Source organism: Myxococcales bacterium (genome assembly GCA_012513515.1).
Taxonomy (GTDB): domain Bacteria; phylum UBA10199; class UBA10199; order 2-02-FULL-44-16; family JAAZCA01; genus JAAZCA01.
This window is the reverse complement of the sequence record JAAZCA010000029.1, coordinates 84,147-105,071: the sequence shown is the minus strand read 5'-3', so window position 1 is coordinate 105,071 and position 20,925 is coordinate 84,147. Positions and strand designations below refer to the sequence as shown.

The window sequence follows — 20,925 nt, the reverse complement described above, 5'->3', positions numbered from 1 at the left end:
CGTAGCCTCCGCACGGCGGGGGAGCGTCCAACACATCGTTAGAAGTGAGGAGTCGATATGGCAACCTACCCGGTTCGTCGCTTCCGTGAGAACTTTTCGAAGATAAAAGAAGTCGTCAAGGTGCCAAACCTGGTCGAGATTCAACAGCGATCTTTCGAACAGTTTTTGCAGAAGGACATACCTGCCGATCAGAGGGAAGATGTCGGTCTTCAGGGTGTTTTTAAAAGCGTATTCCCCATAAAGGGCTTTAACCAGTCCGCATCCCTTGAGTTCGTGAGCTACGATCTGGACGCTCCCCGTTACGACGAGGAGGAATGCAGAAACCGAGGCATGACCTACGCCGCTCCCATACGCGTTCTGGTGCGCCTGGTTGTTTGGGATGTCGATGAAGCGACCGGCGCGCAATCCATACGTGACGTAAAGGAGCAGGAGGTCTATTTCGGCGAAGTTCCGCTGATGACCGATTTCGGTACCTTCATAATAAACGGCACCGAAAGAGTTATCGTTTCCCAACTCCACAGAAGCCCGGGAGTATTTTTCGAACACGACAAGGGTAAAACCCATGCCTCCGGGAAACTTCTGTTCGCTGCCAGAATTATTCCGTATCGCGGTGCATGGCTCGATTTTGAATTTGATTCCAAAGACCTGATCCACGTCAGGATTGACAGAAGAAGGAAGATGCTGGCCACAGTCCTTCTGCGAGCTCTCGGTTATTCCGTCGAGGATCTTTTAAATACATTTTACAAGAGCGAAACTTTCTACATCGGTGGCAAAAACAAAATAGAAAAAAGCGTCGAGCCTTCCGTTCTCATTTACCAGAGAGCTACGAAGGATGTAAAAGATTCTTCCGGCGAGGTGCTTCTTAAAAAGGGCAAGCGCTTTAACAGAAAAAGCGTTGAAAAACTGGCTGCGACCAAGGGGCTTCGGATTGCAGTTGATTCCTCGGAGATGATAGACCGCATCGCAGCTCATGACATAGTCGATCAGTCGACCGGAGAGGTGATACTTGCGGTCAATGAGGTTTTGACTGAGGAGAAGCTCGAGGAAATCTACAAGAGCAAGATTCCCGAGATATCACTTCTGTTCATAGATGATCTCAACGTCGGGCCTTACATCAGGAACACGATCCTTTCGGACAAGGTCTCAACTCCGGAAGAGGCAAGGTTGGAGATTTATAGACGGCTTCGTCCCGGCGACCCTTCAACTCCTGAGGCGGCGCAGTCGCTCTTTGAAAATCTTTTTTCAAATCCAGAGCGCTATGACCTTTCAAAGGTTGGCCGTCTAAAACTGAACTACAAGTTTCGCTTCGATGTTCCGCTTGAGATCAGCACCCTGCGCAATGAAGACATACTTGCCACGGTCAAATATCTGGTGGGGCTCAAGGACGGTGAGGGTGAAATAGACGACATCGATCACCTCGGCAACAGGCGTGTGCGCTCGGTTGGTGAGTTGTTGGAGAATCAATACAGGGTCGGCTTGGTCAGAATGGAGAGGGCGATAAGGGAGCGTATGAGCCTTCAGGATGTGGAAACCCTGATGCCTAATGACCTCATAAATCCAAAGCCGGTCGCCGCTGTGATCAAGGAATTCTTCGGTTCTTCACAGCTGTCCCAGTTCATGGACCAGACGAATCCGCTTTCTGAAATTACTCACAAGAGAAGGCTTTCAGCCCTTGGGCCGGGGGGCCTGACAAGAGAAAGGGCTGGCTTTGAAGTCAGAGACGTTCACCCGACTCACTATGGAAGGATATGTCCGGTTGAAACCCCGGAAGGCCCGAATATCGGTCTTATTTCCTCTCTTTCAATATACAGCAGAGTCAACGACTACGGCTTCATCGAGACCCCCTACCGTCTTATCGAGGGCAGCAAAGTTACCGACAATGTCAAATATTGTTCGGCGCTTGAGGAGGCGGATATTTCTATAGCGCAGGCTAACGCGATGCTCGATGCAAAGGGTCACTTCAAGCACCCTCTGGTGCAAGCGAGGCACCGTGGTGAATATGTTCTCGCTGACAGAAACGACGTGAAGCTGATGGACGTTTCTCCACAGCAGTTGGTTTCCGTGGCAGCCGCGCTTATTCCATTTTTGGAACATGATGATGCCAACAGGGCTCTCATGGGAGCGAACATGCAGAGACAGGCGGTTCCGCTCTTGAGAACCGAATCTCCTCTGATTGGAACGGGAGTTGAGGCTCTTGTCGCCGCTGACTCAGGCGTTACCGTCGTAGCGAAGAGAGATGGAATTGTCACTGAGGTCGATGCGAACAGAATCGTCGTGAGGGCCGACAAGGCGGATAGAAAGAAATTCAGCTCCGATGTCGATATCTATAACCTGACAAAATTTAGAAGGTCAAACCAGAGCACGTGCATCAATCAAAAGCCGATAGTCGATATTGGTGATAAAGTTAAAAAAGGCGACGTGATAGCCGATGGAGGCGCGACGGATGAAGGCGAACTCGCTCTCGGCCGCAACGTAGTTGTCGCTTTCATGCCATGGGGCGGGTATAACTTCGAAGACTCCATACTGATCAGCGAGAGAGTTCTGAAAGAGGATTCGTACACCTCGATACACATCGAAGAATTTGAATGTGCAGCCAGAGATACGAAGCTCGGCAAGGAAGATGTGACGCGCGATATTCCAAACGTCGGAGACGAGGCACTTAAAGATCTCGACGAATCCGGCATAATCAGGATAGGCGCAGAAGTTAAACCCGGTGATATTCTCGTTGGAAAAGTAACCCCCAAGGGCGAAACTCAACTTTCTCCCGAAGAGCGTTTGCTGCGCGCCATCTTTGGCGACAAGGCTGGCGACGTCAAGGATACGAGCCTCAGGGTTCCACCCGGAGTTGGGGGAGTCATAATCGGCGCTCAGGTTTTCAGTCGCGAGGGCGTAGAGCTTGACGATCGCGCGAAGGAGATCCAGGACGAGGAAAAGATCAAGATCCGCAAGGATCTCGACGTTGAACTGAAAGGCATCCGCGATACGGCCGCCAAGAGGATAAAGCAGCTGCTCGTGGGTAAAGTTTCCAGGTCCAAGGTGATGGACGAAGAGGAAGAGAGGGTTCTTCTGCAGAAGGGAAAGACCATCACTGATGATACCCTCAACAAGATTCCTTTCAATAAGTGGTCTGAGATATCCGTAGAGGGTGGCGAAGAGATCGAGTCAGAGCTCGCCGATATCTTTGAAAACGTCGAGGACCAGGAAGACCTTGTCAGGATGATGTACGACCAGAAGGTCAGTCGCGTCACCAAGGGTGACGAGCTGCCTCCTGGAGTGATCAAAATCGTGAAGATATTCGTCGCTATCAAGAGGAAGCTCGCCGTCGGCGACAAGATGGCAGGCCGACACGGAAACAAGGGCGTCATTTCAAGAATTCTTCCCGAAGAGGATATGCCATATCTTCAGGATGGAACTCCGGTCGATATCATTTTGAATCCTCTTGGCGTCCCGTCCCGTATGAACGTCGGACAGGTTTTTGAGGCTCATCTGGGCTGGGCAGCGAAGCAACTTGGCGAAGCCCTTCAGCCCTACATAGACAGGGCTAGGGACGATGCGATAGCTGAAATAAAGAAGATCTATAATTCTTCAGCTATGGAAGAATTTTTATCCAAGGCATCTGAAAAGCAGATCCGTGAAATGCTGCTTAAGCTTAAGAGGGGAGTGCCATTTGCATCTCCGGTTTTTGATGGAGCTTCGGAAGATGAAGTCAAAGGGATGCTCAAAAAGGCTGGTCTGCCACTTTCAGGACAGACTACGCTTTTCGATGGAAGGACCGGGGAGGCTTTCGATTCACCGGTAACAGTCGGTGTCATGTACATGCTCAAGTTGCATCACCTGGTCGACGAGAAGCTGCACGCACGTTCGATCGGACCGTACTCGCTCGTTACCCAGCAGCCGTTGGGAGGAAAGGCGCAGTTCGGGGGACAGAGACTCGGAGAAATGGAAGTCTGGGCGCTTGAGGCCTATGGCGCAGCTTATGCGCTCCAGGAGTTCCTGACCGTGAAGTCGGATGATGTGATCGGCAGAACCAGGATGTACGAAGCCATAGTCAAGGGTGAGAAGATTTTGGAGCCCGGACTTCCGGAGTCGTTCAAGGTCCTGATAAAGGAACTTCAGGCCCTTTGTCTGGATGTAGAGCTGATTGAACACGAATAATAATTTCTGGGAGCGTTATGGATATCTATCGCTTTTTTGAAAAACCGAAAAATCCGCTTGTCTTCGAAGGAGTCAGAATCAAGCTTGCCTCTCCCGAGAAGATCAAACAGTGGTCTCACGGTGAGGTCAAAAAACCGGAGACGATCAACTACCGTACTTTTAAACCCGAGAGGGACGGCCTTTTCTGTGCCAAGATATTCGGACCAGTTAAGGACTACGAGTGCAACTGCGGAAAGTACAAGAGGATGAAGCACCGCGGAATCGTCTGCGAAAAGTGCGGAGTCGAAGTTATCCAGAGCAAGGTCCGCCGCGAGAGGATGGGACATATCACTCTGGCGACCCCAGTTGCGCATATCTGGTTTTTGAAAAGCCTTCCTTCCAGGCTTGGGCTTATGCTCGATATCAGGCTGAAGGATCTTGAAAAGGTTCTCTATTGCGAAGCCTATATGGTTGTGGATCCCGGCAATACTACGCTGGCGGAGGGGGAAATTCTTTCCGAGGAGGCGTACAGAAAGGCTTTGGACGATTTCGGTCCTGGATTCAGAGTTGGCATGGGCGGCGAGGTGGTGCGAGATCTTCTCATGAAGATCGACCTTGATGAGCTCTCTAAAAAACTAAGGAAGGATCTCAAAAAATCCAAGTCCGTCGCAGGAACACAAAAGCTCTCAAAGAGGCTGAAGCTGGTTGAAAGTTTCAAGACGGCGGAAAATCGCCCCGAATGGATGATGCTCGAGGTCGTTCCGGTGATTCCTCCGGATTTGAGGCCGCTCGTTCCGCTTGAGGGCGGGCGTTTTGCCACATCCGATTTGAACGATCTCTACAGGAGGGTGATCAACAGAAACAACCGTCTGAAGAGGCTCATAGAGCTAAACGCTCCCGACATCATCATAAGAAACGAGAAGAGGATGTTGCAGGAGGCAGTCGATGCGCTTTTCGACAACGGCCGTCGTTCAAGACCTTTTGTGGGGCCCAATCGCAGGGCGCTGCGATCACTTTCCGATATGCTCAAGGGAAAACAGGGGCGCTTCAGACAGAATCTCCTTGGAAAACGCGTGGACTACTCCGGGCGTTCGGTCATCGTAGTAGGTCCAGAGCTGAGGCTTCACCAGTGCGGACTTCCAAAGAGCATGGCGCTAGAACTTTTCAAGCCTTTCATCTATAACAAGCTCGAAGAAAAGGGACTCGCTTCAACGATCAAGAGTGCGAAGAGATTGGTCGAAAAAGAAGTCCCCGAAGTTTGGGATGCGCTCGACGAGGTGATCAAAGAGCACCCGGTCATGCTCAACAGAGCTCCGACACTTCACAGGCTTGGAATTCAGGCATTCGAACCGGTTCTTACAGAAGGAAAGGCTATTCAGCTTCATCCGCTTGTCTGTGCGGCTTTCAACGCCGACTTCGACGGCGATCAGATGGCAGTGCATGTTCCGCTTTCCATCGAAGCTCAGATGGAGGCGAGGGTTTTGATGCTTTCAACGAACAACATACTTTCTCCTGCCAGCGGAAAGCCGATCATCGTTCCCACGCAGGATATGGTCCTTGGAATTTATTACATGACCAGAGAGCGGGCTTTTGCGAAGGGAGAGGGTGGCGTATTCTCTTCTCCTGAGGAGGTTCGCATAGCCTACGATGCAGATGCGGTAGATCTCCAGGCTAGAATCAAAGTTAGGATCGACGGCAAACTTTGCGAAACTACAGTTGGCAGGGTTCTGTTCTACGAAATCATACCTTCCCAAATAGCCTTTGATGCCGTCAACAAGGTCATGGACAAGAGAGCCATCACCGAGCTGATCGATCAGTGCTATCGTCATTGCAAGGATAAGGAAACTGTGCTCCTGGCCGACAACCTCAGAACTCTCGGATTCCAGAACTCCACGAAGGCCGGGATCTCCATCTGCATAGACGACATGATCGTTCCTGAGAAGAAAAGGGATGTCCTGGAGAAGGCCTTTGCGGAGGTAAAGGAGGTTGAAGAACAGTACGCCGAAGGCCTCATCACCTCCGGTGAAAAATATAACAAGGTCGTCGATATTTGGGCAGCCGTCACAGAAGATGTGGCAGGCGAGATGATGAAGGGGATGTCCAAGGAAAAGGTTACAGGTAAAAACGGAGAGACCCGTGAGCAGATGAGCTTCAACTCGATTTTTATCATGGCGGACTCCGGGGCTAGAGGTTCAGCGCAGCAGATGAGACAGCTGGCTGGAATGAGAGGCTTGATGGCCAAGCCCTCAGGTGAAATCATCGAGACCCCTATCGTTGCGAACTTTCGTGAAGGGTTAAACGTCCTTCAGTACTTTACGTCGACCCACGGCGCTCGAAAAGGTCTGGCCGATACAGCCCTGAAGACAGCCAACTCGGGTTACTTGACAAGAAGGCTTGTCGATGTGGCGCAGGATGCAACTGTAATAGAGGATGATTGTGGAACCCTAGACGGACTTCTCATGAGTCCGCTCGTCGAAGGCGGTGAAGTGATAGAACCTCTTGCCGACCGTCTTCTTGGCCGGGTGGCGCTGGAAGATATCCGCGATCCTTATACCGATGAGGTCATAGTAGAAGCCGGTAAGATGATAAATGAGGATCTCATTCAGAAGATCGAGGATTCCGGTCTTGAAAAGGTCCTCATAAGATCGGTGCTCACCTGCAAGTGCAGATATGGAATATGTGCGAAGTGCTATGGAAGAGATCTCGCGCGCGGCCATCTTGTCAATATCGGCGAGTCCGTCGGCGTTATTGCGGCGCAGTCAATAGGTGAACCTGGAACACAGCTGACGATGCGTACCTTCCATATCGGTGGAACCGCATCGAGGCGCGTTGAGCAGTCTTCGCTCGAGACGAGACATGACGGTATTGTGAAATACGACAATGTCCAGAGCGTCATAAACAAAGAGGGCAGGCGCACGGTGATGAATCGCAACGGAATGATACTCATCATGGACGAAGCCGGTCGCGAGCGTGAGCGCTATAAATTGAGCTATGGAGCTCATCTCTCTTTCAGCGATGGAGATAAAGTCGAAGCTGGTCAGATGCTCGCCGAATGGGATCCTTACACGGTTCCGATCCTTACCGAAGTTTCTGGGCTTGTGAAGTTCGGCGACATCATCGAGGGTTTTACGGTGGTTGATCAGGTCGATGAGGTGACGGGGCTTTCGAGAAAGGTGATCATTCCTTCCAAGGATGCCAAGAGCCGTCCGAGAATTTCAATCAAGGATGAAAGCGGCGCCACGCTTCACCTTCCTGCGGGAAGAGGAGAAGCCCGCTATCTGATGCCGGTTTCTGCAAACATCGTCGTATCTGAAGGGGATTCAGTTCAGGCCGGTGATGTCATCGCCAAGATCCCGCGAGAAACCACCAAGACGAAGGATATCACAGGTGGTTTGCCCAGGGTTGCAGAGCTTTTCGAAGCGCGCAAGCCGAAGGATCATGCCGTGATTTCCGAGATCGACGGCCAGGTAAGCTTTGGCAAGGATGTGAAGGGCAAGAGAACGGTCATCGTTACTCCCGAAGTTGGAGAGCCGAAAGAATATCAGATTTCGCGTTCAAAATATATCTCGGTTCACGAGGGAGACTATGTTTTAGCAGGCGAGGCCTTGATGGACGGTTCGTCCAACCCCCATGACATCCTGGCAGTTCTCGGTGAAAAGGAACTGGCAAAATATCTGGTCGATGAAATTCAGGAGGTCTACAGGCTCCAGGGCGTGCGCATCAACGACAAACACATTGAAACGATAGTTCGTCAGATGCTAAAGAGAGTTCGCATCGTGGATACCGGAGACAGCGATTTTCTGGAAGACGAGCATGTCGATAAGTGGCATTTTGAAGAGGTCAACGATAAGTTGAGGGAGAAGGGAAAAACGCCGGCGGTCGCTGAACCGATGCTCCTCGGTATAACGAAGGCCTCCCTCTCAACGGACAGCTTTATCTCGGCGGCCTCATTCCAGGAAACAACCAAGGTGCTCACCGAGGCGGCTGCATCCGGTAAAGTGGATTATCTGAGGGGGCTCAAAGAAAATGTTATCATGGGCAGGTTGATCCCCGCGGGAACCGGTCTCGCCAAATATCTCGATATCAACATAGATGTTGATCTCCCCGAAGAGGAGGAGCTCCAGCAGCCAGTTGAAATGGAAAGCTATACAAGTCAAGAGGTTGTCGGATAACTATTAGAAATGACTTTACGTTAAAAAAGTTGTGTAAATACCTTGACTTCGAAAAGTCCTTTTGTTAGGGTCCCGCCGCTTCGCCTTAGGTGAGGCGGCGGTTCATGTAACTTCCCGTAATTGAAGGTAAAATTGATAGGCTCACGTCGCCTGAAAAAGACGGAAATGGAGTGTTATGCCAACTATAAATCAATTGGTTAGGGTCGGAAGACGGAAATTGAAGGTGAGAACATCTTCTCCCGCTCTAATGCGGTGTCCGCAGAAGAGGGGCGTCTGTGTTCGAGTTTATACAGCCACCCCTAAGAAACCTAACTCGGCTTTGAGAAAGGTTGCCAGAATTCGTCTTACGAATGGAATTGAAGTTACATCTTACATACCGGGTGAGGGGCACAACCTGCAGGAGCACTCAGTTGTGATGGTGCGCGGTGGTCGTGTCAAGGATATCCCCGGAGTTCGCTATCATATAGTTCGTGGAACTCTGGATTCTACCGGTGTTGAAAATAGGAGGAAGAGCCGTTCCAAGTATGGTGCAAAAAGGCCGAAGTAATCGGTTTTTTGTCTAGGCGGGTTTTAACTCAGGAATGATTTATAAGAGGTAGGCGATGCCAAGGAAAAAAAGAGGAAGTCTTAAGAGGACGGTTGTTGCGGATCCGAAGTATGGCGATCAGCTGGTCTCCAAGTTTATTACGAATTTGATGTGGAGCGGAAAGAAGTCGATAGCAGAAAAGATCGTCTACGGCGCTTTCGACGTTCTGCAGGAGAAGAAACAGGATGATCCTGTGAAGATCTTCAAGCAGGCGATGGAAAACATAAAGCCGATAGTTGAAGTCAGGTCGCGCAGGGTCGGCGGTGCAACTTACCAGGTTCCGACGGAAGTGCGCTCCGACAGAAAGATTTCACTTGGGCTTCGCTGGTTGCTCGGCGCCGCAAGATCGCGCGGCGAGAACACTATGAAGGATAGAATTGCCGCAGAGCTGCTTGAGGCTCTGGAGAATAAGGGCGCTGCGGTAAAGAAGCGCGAGGATACTCATAAGATGGCCGAGGCCAACAAGGCTTTTGCCCACTACCGCTGGTAGTCAATCAGCGGGATGCTCTTTGATAGCATGCTGCAGTATAACTGATGTATTGTCAGGCGGGTCTGTAAGGAAGGTTTTATGATAGGTGCTGGTTTAAATCTAGAGAAGATAAGAAATATCGGGATAGTCGCGCATATCGACGCGGGGAAAACTACCGTTTCCGAGCGCATCCTTTTTTATACAGGCGTCACTTATAAGCTCGGTGAGGTTCATGAAGGCACTGCCGTGATGGACTGGATGGAGCAGGAGCAGGAACGCGGTATAACGATCACATCGGCTGCCACTACCTGCAAATGGAAAGATTGCACCATCAATATAATAGATACGCCGGGTCACGTGGACTTCACAGCCGAGGTCGAAAGAAGCCTCAGAGTTCTCGATGGTGCGGTAGGTTTGTTTGATTCAGTCGCTGGCGTTGAGCCCCAATCGGAAACAGTATGGAGACAAGCCAGGCGCCATAATGTGCCGATGATAGCCTTCGTAAACAAGATGGACCGCATCGGCGCCAATTTTTTCAGGACCATCCAGATGATGAAGGACAGGCTAGGGGTAAACGCCGTCGCGTTTCAACTTCCTCTCGGCACTGAATCTGAACACAGAGGTGTAGTTGATTTGGTACGTAACAAAGCGGTCATCTTTAGCGACAGTGAAAAGGGATCGGTTTTCGAGATTGTCGAGATCCCTGAAGAGATGAAGGCGCGGGCGGCCGAATACAGGGAACTGATGATCGAGTCTGTCGTCGAAGCCGACGATGCAATTCTTCATAAGTACCTCGAAAGCCATGAGCTTTCGGAAGAGGAAATAATCTCAGCTGCGCGCAAAGCGACGCTGCAGATGAAGGTAAATCCCGTTTTCTGCGGATCGGCTTTCAAGAACAAGGGCGTACAGCTTCTTCTTGATGCCATAGTAAATCTTCTGCCTGCTCCGATCGACATTCCTCCTGTTCAGGGCGTCAACCCTTCAAAAGAGGAATTGATCGAAACCAGAAAGTCCTCGATCGAAGAGCCCTTTGCGGCCCTTGCGTTCAAGGTGATGACCGATCCTTACGTCGGTCAGCTCACTTACTTCAGGGTTTATTCCGGAAGGGTCGAGAGCGGACAGTCGCTCTGGAATTCCGTTAAGGGTAAACGCGAAAGGATCGGCCGAGTTCTCAGGATGCACGCTAATAAGCGTGAAGAGGTAGGTATGGCCGAGGCTGGAGATATCCTGGCTGCGGTCGGTTTGAAGTTCACCGGAACTGGCGACACTCTTTGCAATGAAGGAAAACCGATAGTCCTCGAAAAGATGGAATTTCCGGAACCGGTTATATCCATTGCAATCGAGCCAAAGACCAGAGCCGATGAGGAGAGATTGGGTCTTTCGCTGCAGAAGCTGGCGCATGAAGATCCTACCTTTAAGGTTTCCGTGGATCAGGAAACGGCCCAGACCGTCATCTCCGGAATGGGAGAACTTCATCTCGAGATCATCGTCGATAGGCTCGTGCGCGAGTTTGGTGTGGAGGCCAACGTCGGTAAGCCGCAGGTCGCTTATCGCGAGAGCGTGACGAAGCTTGCCGAAATCGAAAACAAGTATGTCAAGCAGACAGGCGGCAGGGGACAGTATGCTCACGTATGCCTTACCGTTGCTCCTGGAGAAAGAGGCAGCGGTCTTCACTTCACGGATGATACCAAGGGCGGTTCCATTCCCAGGGAATATATGACGGCAGTGAAGAAGGGCATTGAAGAGGCGATGCAGGGCGGAGTTATCGCTGGCTATCCTCTGGTCGATGTGAAGGTCAGCGTTTTCGATGGCTCGTATCATGAGGTCGATTCGTCGGATATGGCCTTTAAGATTTGTGCTTCGATGGCCTTTAAGGACGCTGTTCGTAAGGCTTCGCCGATTATCTTAGAGCCGATAATGTCCGTTGAAGTCGTCGTGCCGGATGATTACCTCGGCGCTGTGACTGGCGATCTGACGGCTAGGAGAGGCAAGATTATTAAGAGCGAATCCCATGCCGGTTCGCAGATAATAGCATCGAAGGTTCCTCTTTCAAAGATGTTTGGGTATTCGACCGACTTGAGAAGCGCTACGCAGGGAAGGGCCACCTACACGATGCAGTTTTCGCACTATGAGCTGGCACCGAAGAGCGTCGCGGATGAAATAATAGCAAGGTCCCAGGGTGTGAGATAATGCGCCGACCTTGCCGGAGGGGCGATGTCTAAAGCGAGGTTTGAGAGGACGAAGCCGCACGTCAACGTTGGAACGATAGGGCACGTTGACCATGGAAAGACCTCGCTGACGAGCGCTATAACTAAGTATTTGGCGACGAAAAAGCTGGCGGAGGAGACGTCCTTTGACAAGATAGATAAGGCGCCCGAAGAGAAGGATCGTGGCATCACGATAGCGACGGCGCACGTTGAGTATCAGTCGGAGAATCGCCACTATGCTCACGTAGATTGCCCCGGGCATGCTGATTATGTGAAGAACATGATAACCGGCGCGGCGCAGATGGACGGAGCGGTCCTGGTCGTTAGCGCTGCCGATGGACCGATGCCTCAGACGCGAGAGCACATACTTCTCGCAAGGCAGGTTGGAGTACCGAGGATTGTAGTATACATGAACAAGGTGGATCTGGTCGATGATCCTGAGCTGTTGGACCTGGTAGAGCTTGAGATAAGAGAGCTTCTCAACCGCTACGAGTTCCCTGGCGATGAAATACCGGTTGTAAGAGGGTCGGCCCTTAAAGCGATGGAAGGCGACCCGTCGGATGTGGGATACAGTTCGATACGGAAGTTGATCGACGCGATTGATTCCTACATACCCGAGCCGGAACGCCCCGTGGAAAAGCCTTTTCTGATGCCGATAGAGGACGTTTTCAGCATTTCAGGGCGCGGAACAGTGGTCACGGGAAGAATTGAAAGAGGAGTTGTTAAGGCCGGCGAGGAAGTTCAGATAGTAGGGCTAAGGGAAACTCAAAGCACGGTCGTTACCGGTGTAGAGATGTTTAAAAAGATTCTCGATGAAGGTGAGGCGGGCGATAATGTCGGTCTTCTCCTTAGAGGCACCAAGAGGGAGGATGTAGAAAGAGGGCAGGTGGTTGCGAGGCCCGCTTCGATAGCGCCGCACAGAAAGTTCAAGTCGGAGATCTACGTGCTGACGAAAGAGGAGGGCGGGAGGCACACGCCGTTTTTTAAAGGGTATCGACCTCAGTTTTATTTCAGGACGACTGATGTTACAGGGGTTTTACAGTTGCCGGACAATATAGAGATGGTGATGCCGGGAGACAACGTGGCTGCTGAAGTAGAGTTGATAGCCCCTATTGCACTTGAAAAGGAACTCAGGTTTGCGGTGCGCGAGGGCGGTCGTACAGTCGGCGCCGGAGTGGTCACCGAAATTATAGAATAGACGTGAGGAGATATATGAGCACGCAATATGACAAAGGACAGAAAATCAGGATCAGGCTCAAGGCTTATGATCACAAGCTGCTGGACCAGTCGGCGCATGAGATCGTCGGTACGGTCCAGAGGACTGGCGCGCATATCGCCGGGCCTATTCCGCTTCCGACGAAGATAGAGAAGTATTGCGTCCTGAGAAGCCCCCATGTGGACAAGCGTTCGCAGGAGCAGTTCGAGATAAGGACGCACAAGAGGCTTATCGACATCCTTGAGCCCACGCAGCAGACGGTGGATTCCCTGATGAAGTTGGAACTTTCCTCAGGCGTCGATGTCGAAATTAAAATGATATAAAAGAACGAGAGGTTTCCCATGCTAGGTTTGATTGGAAAAAAGAAGGGTATGACGCAGATATTCGATCAGAACGGCACCTACATCCCTGTGACGGTCGTGGAACTTGGCCCCTGTGTCGTGGTTCAGAAAAAAACCATCGACAGAGATGGCTACAATGCGCTTCAACTAGGCTACGCTTCAAAGAGGGCTAGCAGGATGACCAAGCCGATGCGCGGCCACTTCGAGAAGAAGTCTTTGCCTTTGTTCGCTCATCTGAAGGAGTTTAGAATAGACGATGTGACAGCCTTCAATCAGGGCGATGAACTTTGTGTCTCTGGCTTCAGGGTAGGTGACATGGTTGCGGTAAGCGGTTTTTCTAAGGGTCGCGGTTTTCAGGGCGTCATGAAGAGGCATGGGAAGCATGGCGGACCAACCGCCCATGGTTCGACTTTTCACCGCCGTCCCGGTTCCATAGGCATGAGAACCTGGCCTGGAAGGGTTTTCAAGAACACTGGGCTTCCCGGCCACATGGGCGATACCGCAGTAACGATAAAAAATCTTCAGGTCGCAGCTGTACTGCCGGAAGAAAACGCCATACTTATCAGGGGAGCTATCCCGGGTTGTAGGGAGGGGTTGGTCGAGATCGTTCTTTCCAATGGCTGTATCAGCGAGAGGCCGGAGCTCAAGAAAGCTGCCGGCAATTCTTCCGCGGATCTCGCGCCGGTTGCAGAATCCAAAGCCGATGTTCCGGCTACAGAGGCTGCGACAGAGGAACAAAAATAACGATGGAGTGAATGCGGGCTCCCCGCTTTAAAAAGGAGTTTACTGTGAAGGCGAAAGTCATAAATGTCGAGAACAAGGAAGTCGGCAGCGTGGATCTCTCTGACGAGATCTTTGCCACGAAGATCAATGAGGCGCTTCTTTACGAAAATGTGAAGATGCAACTCGCCAATCGTCGCAGGGGGACTTCCTTCTGCAAGTCGCGCGGCGAGATTAACGCCACGACCGCCAAGATGTATCGTCAGAAGGGAACCGGCAGAGCTCGTCATGGCTCTATGAAGGCCGGAATATTTGTCGGCGGCGGCAAGGCGTTCGGACCGAAACCCAGGGATTACAGTTACGAGATCCCGAAAAAGGCTCGCAAGGCCGGGCTTCGCTCAGCGCTCTCCGCGAAAAGCGGCGAGGGCAGGCTCATAATTCTGGATGAGTTTCCTGTGAAGGAGATCAAGACCAAGCCGGTAGTCGCTTTCCTAAAGACTCTCGGTGTTGAGAGCTGCCTTCTCGTAGTCGATGCGAAGGACGAGAAATTGGAGAAGTCGGTCAGGAACATCAAGCACCTTAAACTGGTCAGGGCAGAGGGTATCAATGTGTACGACCTTTTGCGCTACGATCACGCAATCATAATGAAGCAGGCGTTGGAGAAAGTTCAGGAGGTGCTTAAACCGTGAAGATAACAGACGTCATCAAAAAGCCGCTGATTACGGAAAAGAGCTCGCTGGCGCAGCAGTCCGCTAACCAGTATGTGTTCGCCGTAGAGAGAAGAGCAACCAAAAACGATATCAGAAACGCTGTCGAGGGTCTCTTCAAGGTCAAGGTTGTGGAAATAAAGACCATGGTGGTCCCCGGAAAGTACAAGAGGGTAGGGAAGAATGTTGGCAAGGCCGCTGATTGGAAAAAAGCCGTGGTGAAGCTGGCCGAGAATAATCAGATAAGCTTTGCGGAAGGTGTCTGATAAACCGTCAACGTTTGATCACCCGCCCATGTTGGGTATGAGCGAGGTTTAATTATGGCTAACAAGATATATAAACCGATTACAGCAGGTCGCAGGGGCATGACCGTCTCGGATTTTGCCGAAGTCACCAAGTCTGTTCCGGAGAAGTCTCTTGTCGTATCGATAAAGAAGTCCGGCGGCCGCAACAACAGTGGCAAAATTACGATGCGCCATCGCGGTGGCGGTGCGAAGAAAAAATATCGCATCATAGATTTCAGAAGGGATAAACGCGACGTTCCGGCTAAGGTCATCGCGATCGAGTACGATCCTAACCGTTCAGCCAGAATAGCCCTGCTCTCCTATGCCGATGGCGAGAAGCGCTACATACTCTCTCCGATCGGGATGACGGTTGGTCAGAGCGTGATCTCTGGCGAGACCGTTGAAGTTTCCCCGGGCAATGCAATGCCGCTTCGCAATATGCCGCTCGGTACCGAAATTCACAATATAGAGCTCATGCCGGGAGCCGGCGGCAAGATAGTAAGAAGTGCAGGAGCTGTGGCTCAATTGATGGCGAGGGAGGGAATGTATTGCCAGGTGAAACTCCCTTCTGGAGAAGTCAGGATGATCCATAAGGATTGTTTTGCGACCGTCGGCCAGATCGGAAACATCGATCACGAGAAGATTCAGATCGGCAAAGCTGGCAGGGTCCGTCGAATGGGCTTCAGACCGCATGTTCGCGGTACAGCTATGAACCCGGTCGATCATCCGCACGGCGGAGGCGAAGGCAAAACCAAGGGCGGAAGAAACCCGGTCTCTCCGTGGGGCTGGTGCACAAAGGGCATGAAGACGCGCAACAATTCGCGTACCGATCGCTTCATTATAAAAGATCGAAGGAAATAACTCTTAACTATAGGGTGATGTATGACACGTTCGCTGAAAAAAGGTCCATTCATTGACGATCACCTTCTGCGCAAGGTTGAAAAAGCGCAGCAGGAGAGGAGCAAACAGCTCATCAAGACCTGGTCCCGCCGTTCCACGATAATTCCGGACATGGTCGGGCTTACCATCGCGGTGCACAATGGTCGCAAATTCATACCGGTCTTTGTGACAGAAAATATGGTCGGGCACAAACTCGGTGAGTTCGCAATGACCAGAGTTTTCAGAGGGCACTCCGGCGATAAGAAAACCAAGGTGGCCGAGACTGGAGGTGCCGCATGAAGGCAAAAATAAAGATGGTGCGAATAACTCCGCGCAAGATGCGCTTCGTGGCTGACCAGGTTCGCGGCAAGAATGTTCAGAAGGCCTTGGACTTTTTGAAGTTCTCCAGTCGTGAAGCGGCGAAACCCTTGGCAAAGCTGATCAAATCGGCTGTGGCCAATGCCGATCAGAAGGGCGGAGTTGATTTGGATAACCTCTATATAAAAGAGTTGCTCGTCGACGGCGGTCCTACGATGAAACGTTGGATGCCCAGGGCGCGCGGAATGGCTACCAAGATACTCAAGAGATCGAGCAAGGTGAGTCTGACTTTACAGGAACGTTAATTTCTAATCCGATTTGGAGTTGATATGGGACAGAAGACACATCCGATTGGCTTTAGGCTGGGAGTGACCAAAACTTGGGTTTCCAAGTGGTACGCGCCTAAGGGGATTTACCAGAGGCAGATCAGGGAAGATGCCCTGATCCGCAGCGAGATTAAGAAACGCCTCGAACACACCGGTGTTTCCAAGGTCGAGATCGAACGCGCAGCTGGCAAAGTGACGGTCAATATCTTCACCGCCCGCCCTGGTCTTGTCATAGGCAAGAAGGGAGCTGGCATTGATTCGATACGCCTCGATCTCCAAAAGAGCATCAAGGATGACATCACGGTCAACATCAAGGAAGTCAGAAAGGCCGAGATAGATGCGCAGCTAGTCGCTGAGAATGTGGCGCAGCAGCTTGTGAGGAGGGTGGCATTCCGTCGTGCTATGAAGAAGGCCGTTCAGTCGGCGCTCAAGCTGGGGGCTCTCGGGATCAAGATCCACTGCTCCGGACGTCTTGGCGGTGCAGAGCTTGCCAGAAGCGAATGGTACCGCGAAGGCCGCGTTCCGCTGCATACGCTGCGCGCCGACATCGAATACGGTTTTGCAGAAGCGCGCACTACCTACGGAATTATCGGCGTGAAGAGCTGGGTATACAAGGGCGAGATACTTGGTGAAAAAGGACAGAGTTTTTCCAAGGCTAATATTGAACAATAAATCATCGGAGTTCGGTTATGCTTCAACCAAGCAAGACTAAATTCAGGAAACAACAGAAAGGCCGCATCAGGGGCGTTGCCCGCAGGGGCTGCAATCTCTCCTTCGGCGACTTCGGTCTCCAGGCTTTAACGCATGGCAGGATCACCGCTCGCCAGATCGAAGCGGCCCGTATGGCCATGAGCAGGGCTGCAAAAAGAGGCGGCAAGCTTTGGGTGAGAATTTTCCCAGACAAGCCGATCAGCAAAAAGCCCGCCGAAGTCAGGATGGGAAAGGGAAAGGGAAACCCGGAAGAATGGGTGGTCGCGGTCAAGCGCGGCAGGATGCTCTACGAGATGCAGGGAGTTCCGAAGGACCTCGCGATAGAGTCCTTAAGGCTCGCATCCCATAAGCTTCCGCTTAGAACGAAGATAGTGATTCGGGAGGAATACCGTGAAGCCAAATGAGGTTAGAGAAAAATCGGTGGATGAGCTCACCAAGATGCGTGGGGAGATGGAGGAGGAAATTTTCCGCCTTCGCTTCCGCAAGAACTCTGGGCAGCTCAAACAGACTGCTAACATAAAGAAGGTCCGCAGGGATCTGGCCAGGGTCAATACCATCCTGAATCAGAAGATGGCCGCCGGGAAGGAGACTCGCTAGTTATGAGAAAAGGCAAAACAAAGGTCGGGGTCGTCGTCAGCGATGCCATGGACAAGAGCGTGACCGTCATGGTCGAGAGGGTTTTCATGGAGCCGCTCTTCAAAAAGTACATCAGGCGAAAGAAGAAATTCATGGCTCATGACGAAAAGAATGAGTGTTCTAAGGGCGATGTCGTGATGATACGCGAATGCAGCCCCTTGTCGAAGATGAAAAGATGGTGCGTCGAGACGATCCTTGAAAAGGGCGTCCAGTAAATAAGAAATTAAAAGCGGGAGCTTGTTATGATTCAACACATGACGGAACTGCAGGTTGCGGATAATTCGGGTGCAAAGCTTTTGCGCTGCATAAAGGTCCTTGGAGGTTCGCGCAGGCGCTATGCGACGATAGGCGATATCATAGTCGTCTCCGTTAAGGAGGCCATGCCCAAGGCCAAGGTTAAAAAGGGCGATGTAAAAAAGGCGGTCATAGTTCGAACAAAAAAACCGGTGAAGCGCGCCGACGGCTCAACCATATCATTCGACGATAATTCGGCGGTGATAATCAGCGAAGCCAGCGAGCCTCTCGGTACTCGTATTTTCGGGCCGGTGGCCAGAGAGCTCAGAAGCAAGAAATTCATGAAGATAATATCACTCGCGCCAGAGGTCCTATAAGACGCGGGCAAATTAAACGGGGTTTGTTACTATGAGAATCAAAAAAGGCGATACCGTAAAGGTGATGGCTGGCAAAGAGAAGGGAAAGATCGGCAAGATATTGAGAGTCGATCAGGGCAAAAATCTCGTCTGGGTTGAGAAAACCAATTTTGTGAAGAGACATCAAAAACCCAACCAGCAGTTCAAGCAGGGCGGAATAGTGGAGAAAGAGGCCGCCATACACGCGTCAAACGTGATGTATTATGATGAGAAGAGCGCTAAACACACCAGGCTGGGCGTCAAGATAGTCAAGGGCGAGAAGGTCAGGATCTCCAGAAGGTCCGGCGCTGAAATAGGCGCGAAGTAAGAATTAAACGATATAAGATATTCGAGGAGGCCGAACGTGGCTGAGGTAAAAGAAAAAAAGGCGAAGGCGAAACCTGAAGGACAAGGCAAGGGCGCCGAGGGCAAGAGAGAGGACAAGAAGGGTGGCAAGGGGGAGAAGAAGCCGAAACTTCAGTCCGTGCTTGCAAAAACATATCAGGGAGAGGTCGTTCCGAAGCTGATTGAAAAGTTCGGCTACAAGAACAGGATGCAGGTTCCTCGCCTTGAGAAGATCGTCATCAACACCTCCATGAGGGAGGCCCTTCAGGATGTGAAAATTTTACAGACGGCAGCCAATGAGATTGCGTCCATAACCGGTCAGCGCCCTGTCATCACAAAGGCGAAAAAGTCGATATCGAACTTCAAACTTCGTCAGGGTCAGTCCGTCGGTGCGCGAGTGACTTTGCGCGGCGCTTATATGTACGAATTCGTAAGCCGCCTTGTGAACGTCGCATTGCCGAGGGTGAGGGATTTTAAGGGCGTTTCCAACAAATCCTTCGACGGGCGTGGTAACTACACGCTGGGCCTCACTGAGCAGACGATTTTTCCGGAAATCGATTTCGACAAGGTTCAGAAAATCAACGGTATGAACATAACTTTTGTGACGACGGCCAAGACGGATGAAGAGGCAAAAGAGCTTTTGACGCTGATGGGCATGCCCTTCAGGAACTAATAACGGAACGAGAGGGAAATTATGGCTAAGACTTCGATCATGGTGAAATCACGGAGAAAACAGAGGTTCGGCGTTCGTTCCTATAATCGCTGTCCGATATGCGGAAGACCCAGGGCCTATATGCGCAGGTTTGACATGTGTAGAATCTGCTTCAGGAAGAGGGCCCTAAACGGCGAACTCCCTGGCATCATAAAGTCCAGCTGGTAAGTTAGCTAGCTATCTATAATGAGGTGAACAGATGTTTAACGATTCGATTGCAGATTTACTGACGAGAGTACGGAATGCCGCGAATGCCGGCCACGAGAAGGTCGTTGTTCCTTATTCAAAGGCCAAGGAGTCGATTGCCAGGATAATAGTTTCCGAAGGCTTCCTCTCCGGTGTCGAGGTCGTAGGCACAGGCAAGGAGAAAGCCTTGGCCATCGATCTCAAATACAGGGATGACGGCAGCCCTACCTTCTCAAGCCTTCAGAGGGTGAGCAAGTTGGGCAGACGCGTATATCTCAAAAACAAAGAGATCGGAGCAAGCCGGCAGGGGATGGGCGTCTCCATCATATCGACATCCAAAGGTATCATGAAGGATGTGGATGCGAAGAGGATGGGGCTTGGTGGCGAAGTTATCTGCTCTGTTTGGTGATATCGAATGGGAGTGTGCTTATGTCTCGTATAGGAAAAAGACCTGTTCTTCTTAACAAGGGCGTAACTGCTAAAATCGACAGCGGCGTTATCTCTGTAAAAGGGCCTAAGGGGGAGCTGAAACTTCCCATCAGCCAGAAGAGATATCCTGGTATCAACGTGGCCGTAGAGGGTGATTCAGTGGTTGTCACCAGGCGCGAGGAGACGAGGCTCGGCAGGACACAGCAGGGGCTTGTCAGGGCCCTGATCCAGAATATGGCATTGGGCGTCCTGGAAGGTTATACCCAGAAGCTGGATATCGTCGGCGTTGGCTACAAAGCCGAGGTGAAAGGAAAGTCGCTCGTTTTAAACGTCGGCCATTCCAATCCGGTCGACTTTCATATCCCCGACGGGATTCAGGTCGTGGTGGAAAAACAGACCAGGGTCGTGGTCACCGGTATAGATAAACGTCTGGTTGGCGAAGTTGCCGCCAGCGTCAGAAGAGTGAGACCCCCAGAGCCTTACAAGGGCAAGGGGATCAGGTACGCTGATGAAATCGTGAAACATAAAGTCGGCAAGGCAGCGGCCGGTTCGACGGGAGGCTGATAATGGCTATGGAATTGGTTGGGCGCGATCGCAGACGCAATCGCATCAGGAAAAAAATTCATGGTACGGCGGAGAAACCGCGTTTGAGCGTGTTTCGCAGCGCGAAGCATATCAGCGCTCAACTCATAGACGACGACAGCGGCACCACGCTCGTCAGCGCTTCCACCTATCAGAAGAACGCTCCGAAAGGTACCGGCAACTGTACTTCGGCCAAGGGCATCGGAGAGATGATTGCCGAAAGGGCGAAGCAGAAAGGGATCGAGGCTGTCGTGTTCGATCGCGGCGGTTATCGCTATCATGGAAGGGTGAAAGCCCTCGCCGAAGGTGCAAGGCAGAAAGGACTCAAGTTCTGAT

The 20,925-nt window shown here is 51.5% G+C and carries 24 protein-coding genes; all 24 read left to right on the top strand.

Going from position 1 to position 20,925, the window contains the following annotated elements; translation table 11 throughout:
* Positions 1-57: 57 nt before the first annotated feature.
* The 24 genes from rpoB to GX659_05855 all read left to right on the top strand — a co-directional run bounded on the left by rpoB (position 58) and on the right by GX659_05855 (position 20,924).
* On the top strand, positions 58-4,155 hold the full coding sequence (gene rpoB / locus GX659_05970; protein ID NLD28337.1) for a DNA-directed RNA polymerase subunit beta: 4,098 nt from the start codon (positions 58-60) through the stop codon (positions 4,153-4,155).
* A 17-nt stretch (positions 4,156-4,172) separates the two neighbouring features.
* On the top strand, positions 4,173-8,306 hold the full coding sequence (gene rpoC / locus GX659_05965; GenBank protein NLD28336.1) for a DNA-directed RNA polymerase subunit beta': 4,134 nt from the start codon (positions 4,173-4,175) through the stop codon (positions 8,304-8,306).
* A 175-nt stretch (positions 8,307-8,481) separates the two neighbouring features.
* Positions 8,482-8,853: a 30S ribosomal protein S12 gene (locus GX659_05960; GenBank protein ID NLD28335.1), complete on the top strand. Its 372-nt coding sequence runs from the start codon at positions 8,482-8,484 to the stop codon at positions 8,851-8,853.
* Between the two features lie 55 nt (positions 8,854-8,908).
* Complete coding sequence (rpsG, locus tag GX659_05955) at positions 8,909-9,382, top strand: 30S ribosomal protein S7 (GenBank protein NLD28334.1); 474 nt, start codon at positions 8,909-8,911, stop codon at positions 9,380-9,382.
* Between the two features lie 81 nt (positions 9,383-9,463).
* Positions 9,464-11,551: an elongation factor G gene (fusA, locus tag GX659_05950; protein NLD28333.1), complete on the top strand. Its 2,088-nt coding sequence runs from the start codon at positions 9,464-9,466 to the stop codon at positions 11,549-11,551.
* Between the two features lie 24 nt (positions 11,552-11,575).
* A complete protein-coding gene (tuf, locus tag GX659_05945) occupies positions 11,576-12,766 on the top strand; it encodes an elongation factor Tu (GenBank protein ID NLD28332.1) in 1,191 nt (396 codons plus the stop codon).
* Positions 12,767-12,780: 14 nt separating this feature from the next.
* On the top strand, positions 12,781-13,107 hold the full coding sequence (gene rpsJ / locus GX659_05940; protein ID NLD28331.1) for a 30S ribosomal protein S10: 327 nt from the start codon (positions 12,781-12,783) through the stop codon (positions 13,105-13,107).
* Positions 13,108-13,125: 18 nt separating this feature from the next.
* Positions 13,126-13,869, top strand: coding sequence for a 50S ribosomal protein L3 (gene rplC, locus GX659_05935; protein NLD28330.1), 744 nt, complete (start codon positions 13,126-13,128; stop codon positions 13,867-13,869).
* Between the two features lie 44 nt (positions 13,870-13,913).
* On the top strand, positions 13,914-14,534 hold the full coding sequence (rplD, locus tag GX659_05930; GenBank protein NLD28329.1) for a 50S ribosomal protein L4: 621 nt from the start codon (positions 13,914-13,916) through the stop codon (positions 14,532-14,534).
* Positions 14,531-14,818, top strand: coding sequence for a 50S ribosomal protein L23 (locus GX659_05925; protein ID NLD28328.1), 288 nt, complete (start codon positions 14,531-14,533; stop codon positions 14,816-14,818). The genes rplD and GX659_05925 overlap by 4 nt, the downstream gene beginning before the upstream one ends.
* A 54-nt stretch (positions 14,819-14,872) precedes the next feature.
* A complete protein-coding gene (gene rplB / locus GX659_05920) occupies positions 14,873-15,697 on the top strand; it encodes a 50S ribosomal protein L2 (protein ID NLD28327.1) in 825 nt (274 codons plus the stop codon).
* A 21-nt stretch (positions 15,698-15,718) separates the two neighbouring features.
* On the top strand, positions 15,719-16,015 hold the full coding sequence (gene rpsS, locus GX659_05915; protein ID NLD28326.1) for a 30S ribosomal protein S19: 297 nt from the start codon (positions 15,719-15,721) through the stop codon (positions 16,013-16,015).
* Positions 16,012-16,338: a 50S ribosomal protein L22 gene (gene rplV / locus GX659_05910; GenBank protein ID NLD28325.1), complete on the top strand. Its 327-nt coding sequence runs from the start codon at positions 16,012-16,014 to the stop codon at positions 16,336-16,338. The genes rpsS and rplV overlap by 4 nt, the downstream gene beginning before the upstream one ends.
* A gap of 24 nt (positions 16,339-16,362) precedes the next feature.
* On the top strand, positions 16,363-17,031 hold the full coding sequence (gene rpsC, locus GX659_05905; protein ID NLD28324.1) for a 30S ribosomal protein S3: 669 nt from the start codon (positions 16,363-16,365) through the stop codon (positions 17,029-17,031).
* A gap of 17 nt (positions 17,032-17,048) precedes the next feature.
* Positions 17,049-17,474, top strand: a complete 426-nt coding sequence (gene rplP, locus GX659_05900; GenBank protein NLD28323.1) for a 50S ribosomal protein L16 — start codon at positions 17,049-17,051, stop codon at positions 17,472-17,474.
* On the top strand, positions 17,461-17,667 hold the full coding sequence (gene rpmC / locus GX659_05895) for a 50S ribosomal protein L29 (protein NLD28322.1): 207 nt from the start codon (positions 17,461-17,463) through the stop codon (positions 17,665-17,667). The genes rplP and rpmC overlap by 14 nt, the downstream gene beginning before the upstream one ends.
* 2 nt (positions 17,668-17,669) lie before the next feature.
* Positions 17,670-17,921: a 30S ribosomal protein S17 gene (gene rpsQ, locus GX659_05890; GenBank protein NLD28321.1), complete on the top strand. Its 252-nt coding sequence runs from the start codon at positions 17,670-17,672 to the stop codon at positions 17,919-17,921.
* 27 nt (positions 17,922-17,948) lie between these two features.
* On the top strand, positions 17,949-18,317 hold the full coding sequence (rplN, locus tag GX659_05885; GenBank protein NLD28320.1) for a 50S ribosomal protein L14: 369 nt from the start codon (positions 17,949-17,951) through the stop codon (positions 18,315-18,317).
* Positions 18,318-18,348: 31 nt separating this feature from the next.
* Entirely contained in the window at positions 18,349-18,663 is a 315-nt protein-coding gene (rplX, locus tag GX659_05880; protein ID NLD28319.1) for a 50S ribosomal protein L24, read from the top strand.
* A 36-nt stretch (positions 18,664-18,699) separates the two neighbouring features.
* Entirely contained in the window at positions 18,700-19,353 is a 654-nt protein-coding gene (rplE, locus tag GX659_05875; protein NLD28318.1) for a 50S ribosomal protein L5, read from the top strand.
* Between the two features lie 21 nt (positions 19,354-19,374).
* On the top strand, positions 19,375-19,560 hold the full coding sequence (locus GX659_05870) for a type Z 30S ribosomal protein S14 (GenBank protein NLD28317.1): 186 nt from the start codon (positions 19,375-19,377) through the stop codon (positions 19,558-19,560).
* A gap of 31 nt (positions 19,561-19,591) precedes the next feature.
* Complete coding sequence (gene rpsH / locus GX659_05865; GenBank protein NLD28316.1) at positions 19,592-19,987, top strand: 30S ribosomal protein S8; 396 nt, start codon at positions 19,592-19,594, stop codon at positions 19,985-19,987.
* 20 nt (positions 19,988-20,007) lie between these two features.
* Positions 20,008-20,571 (top strand): 50S ribosomal protein L6, encoded by a 564-nt coding sequence (rplF, locus tag GX659_05860; protein NLD28315.1) that lies wholly within the window; start codon positions 20,008-20,010, stop codon positions 20,569-20,571.
* A 2-nt stretch (positions 20,572-20,573) separates the two neighbouring features.
* The gene (locus tag GX659_05855; protein NLD28314.1) at positions 20,574-20,924 is read left to right on the top strand and encodes a 50S ribosomal protein L18; all 351 of its coding nucleotides are present in this window, start codon (positions 20,574-20,576) and stop codon (positions 20,922-20,924) included.
* Position 20,925 lies beyond the last annotated feature (1 nt).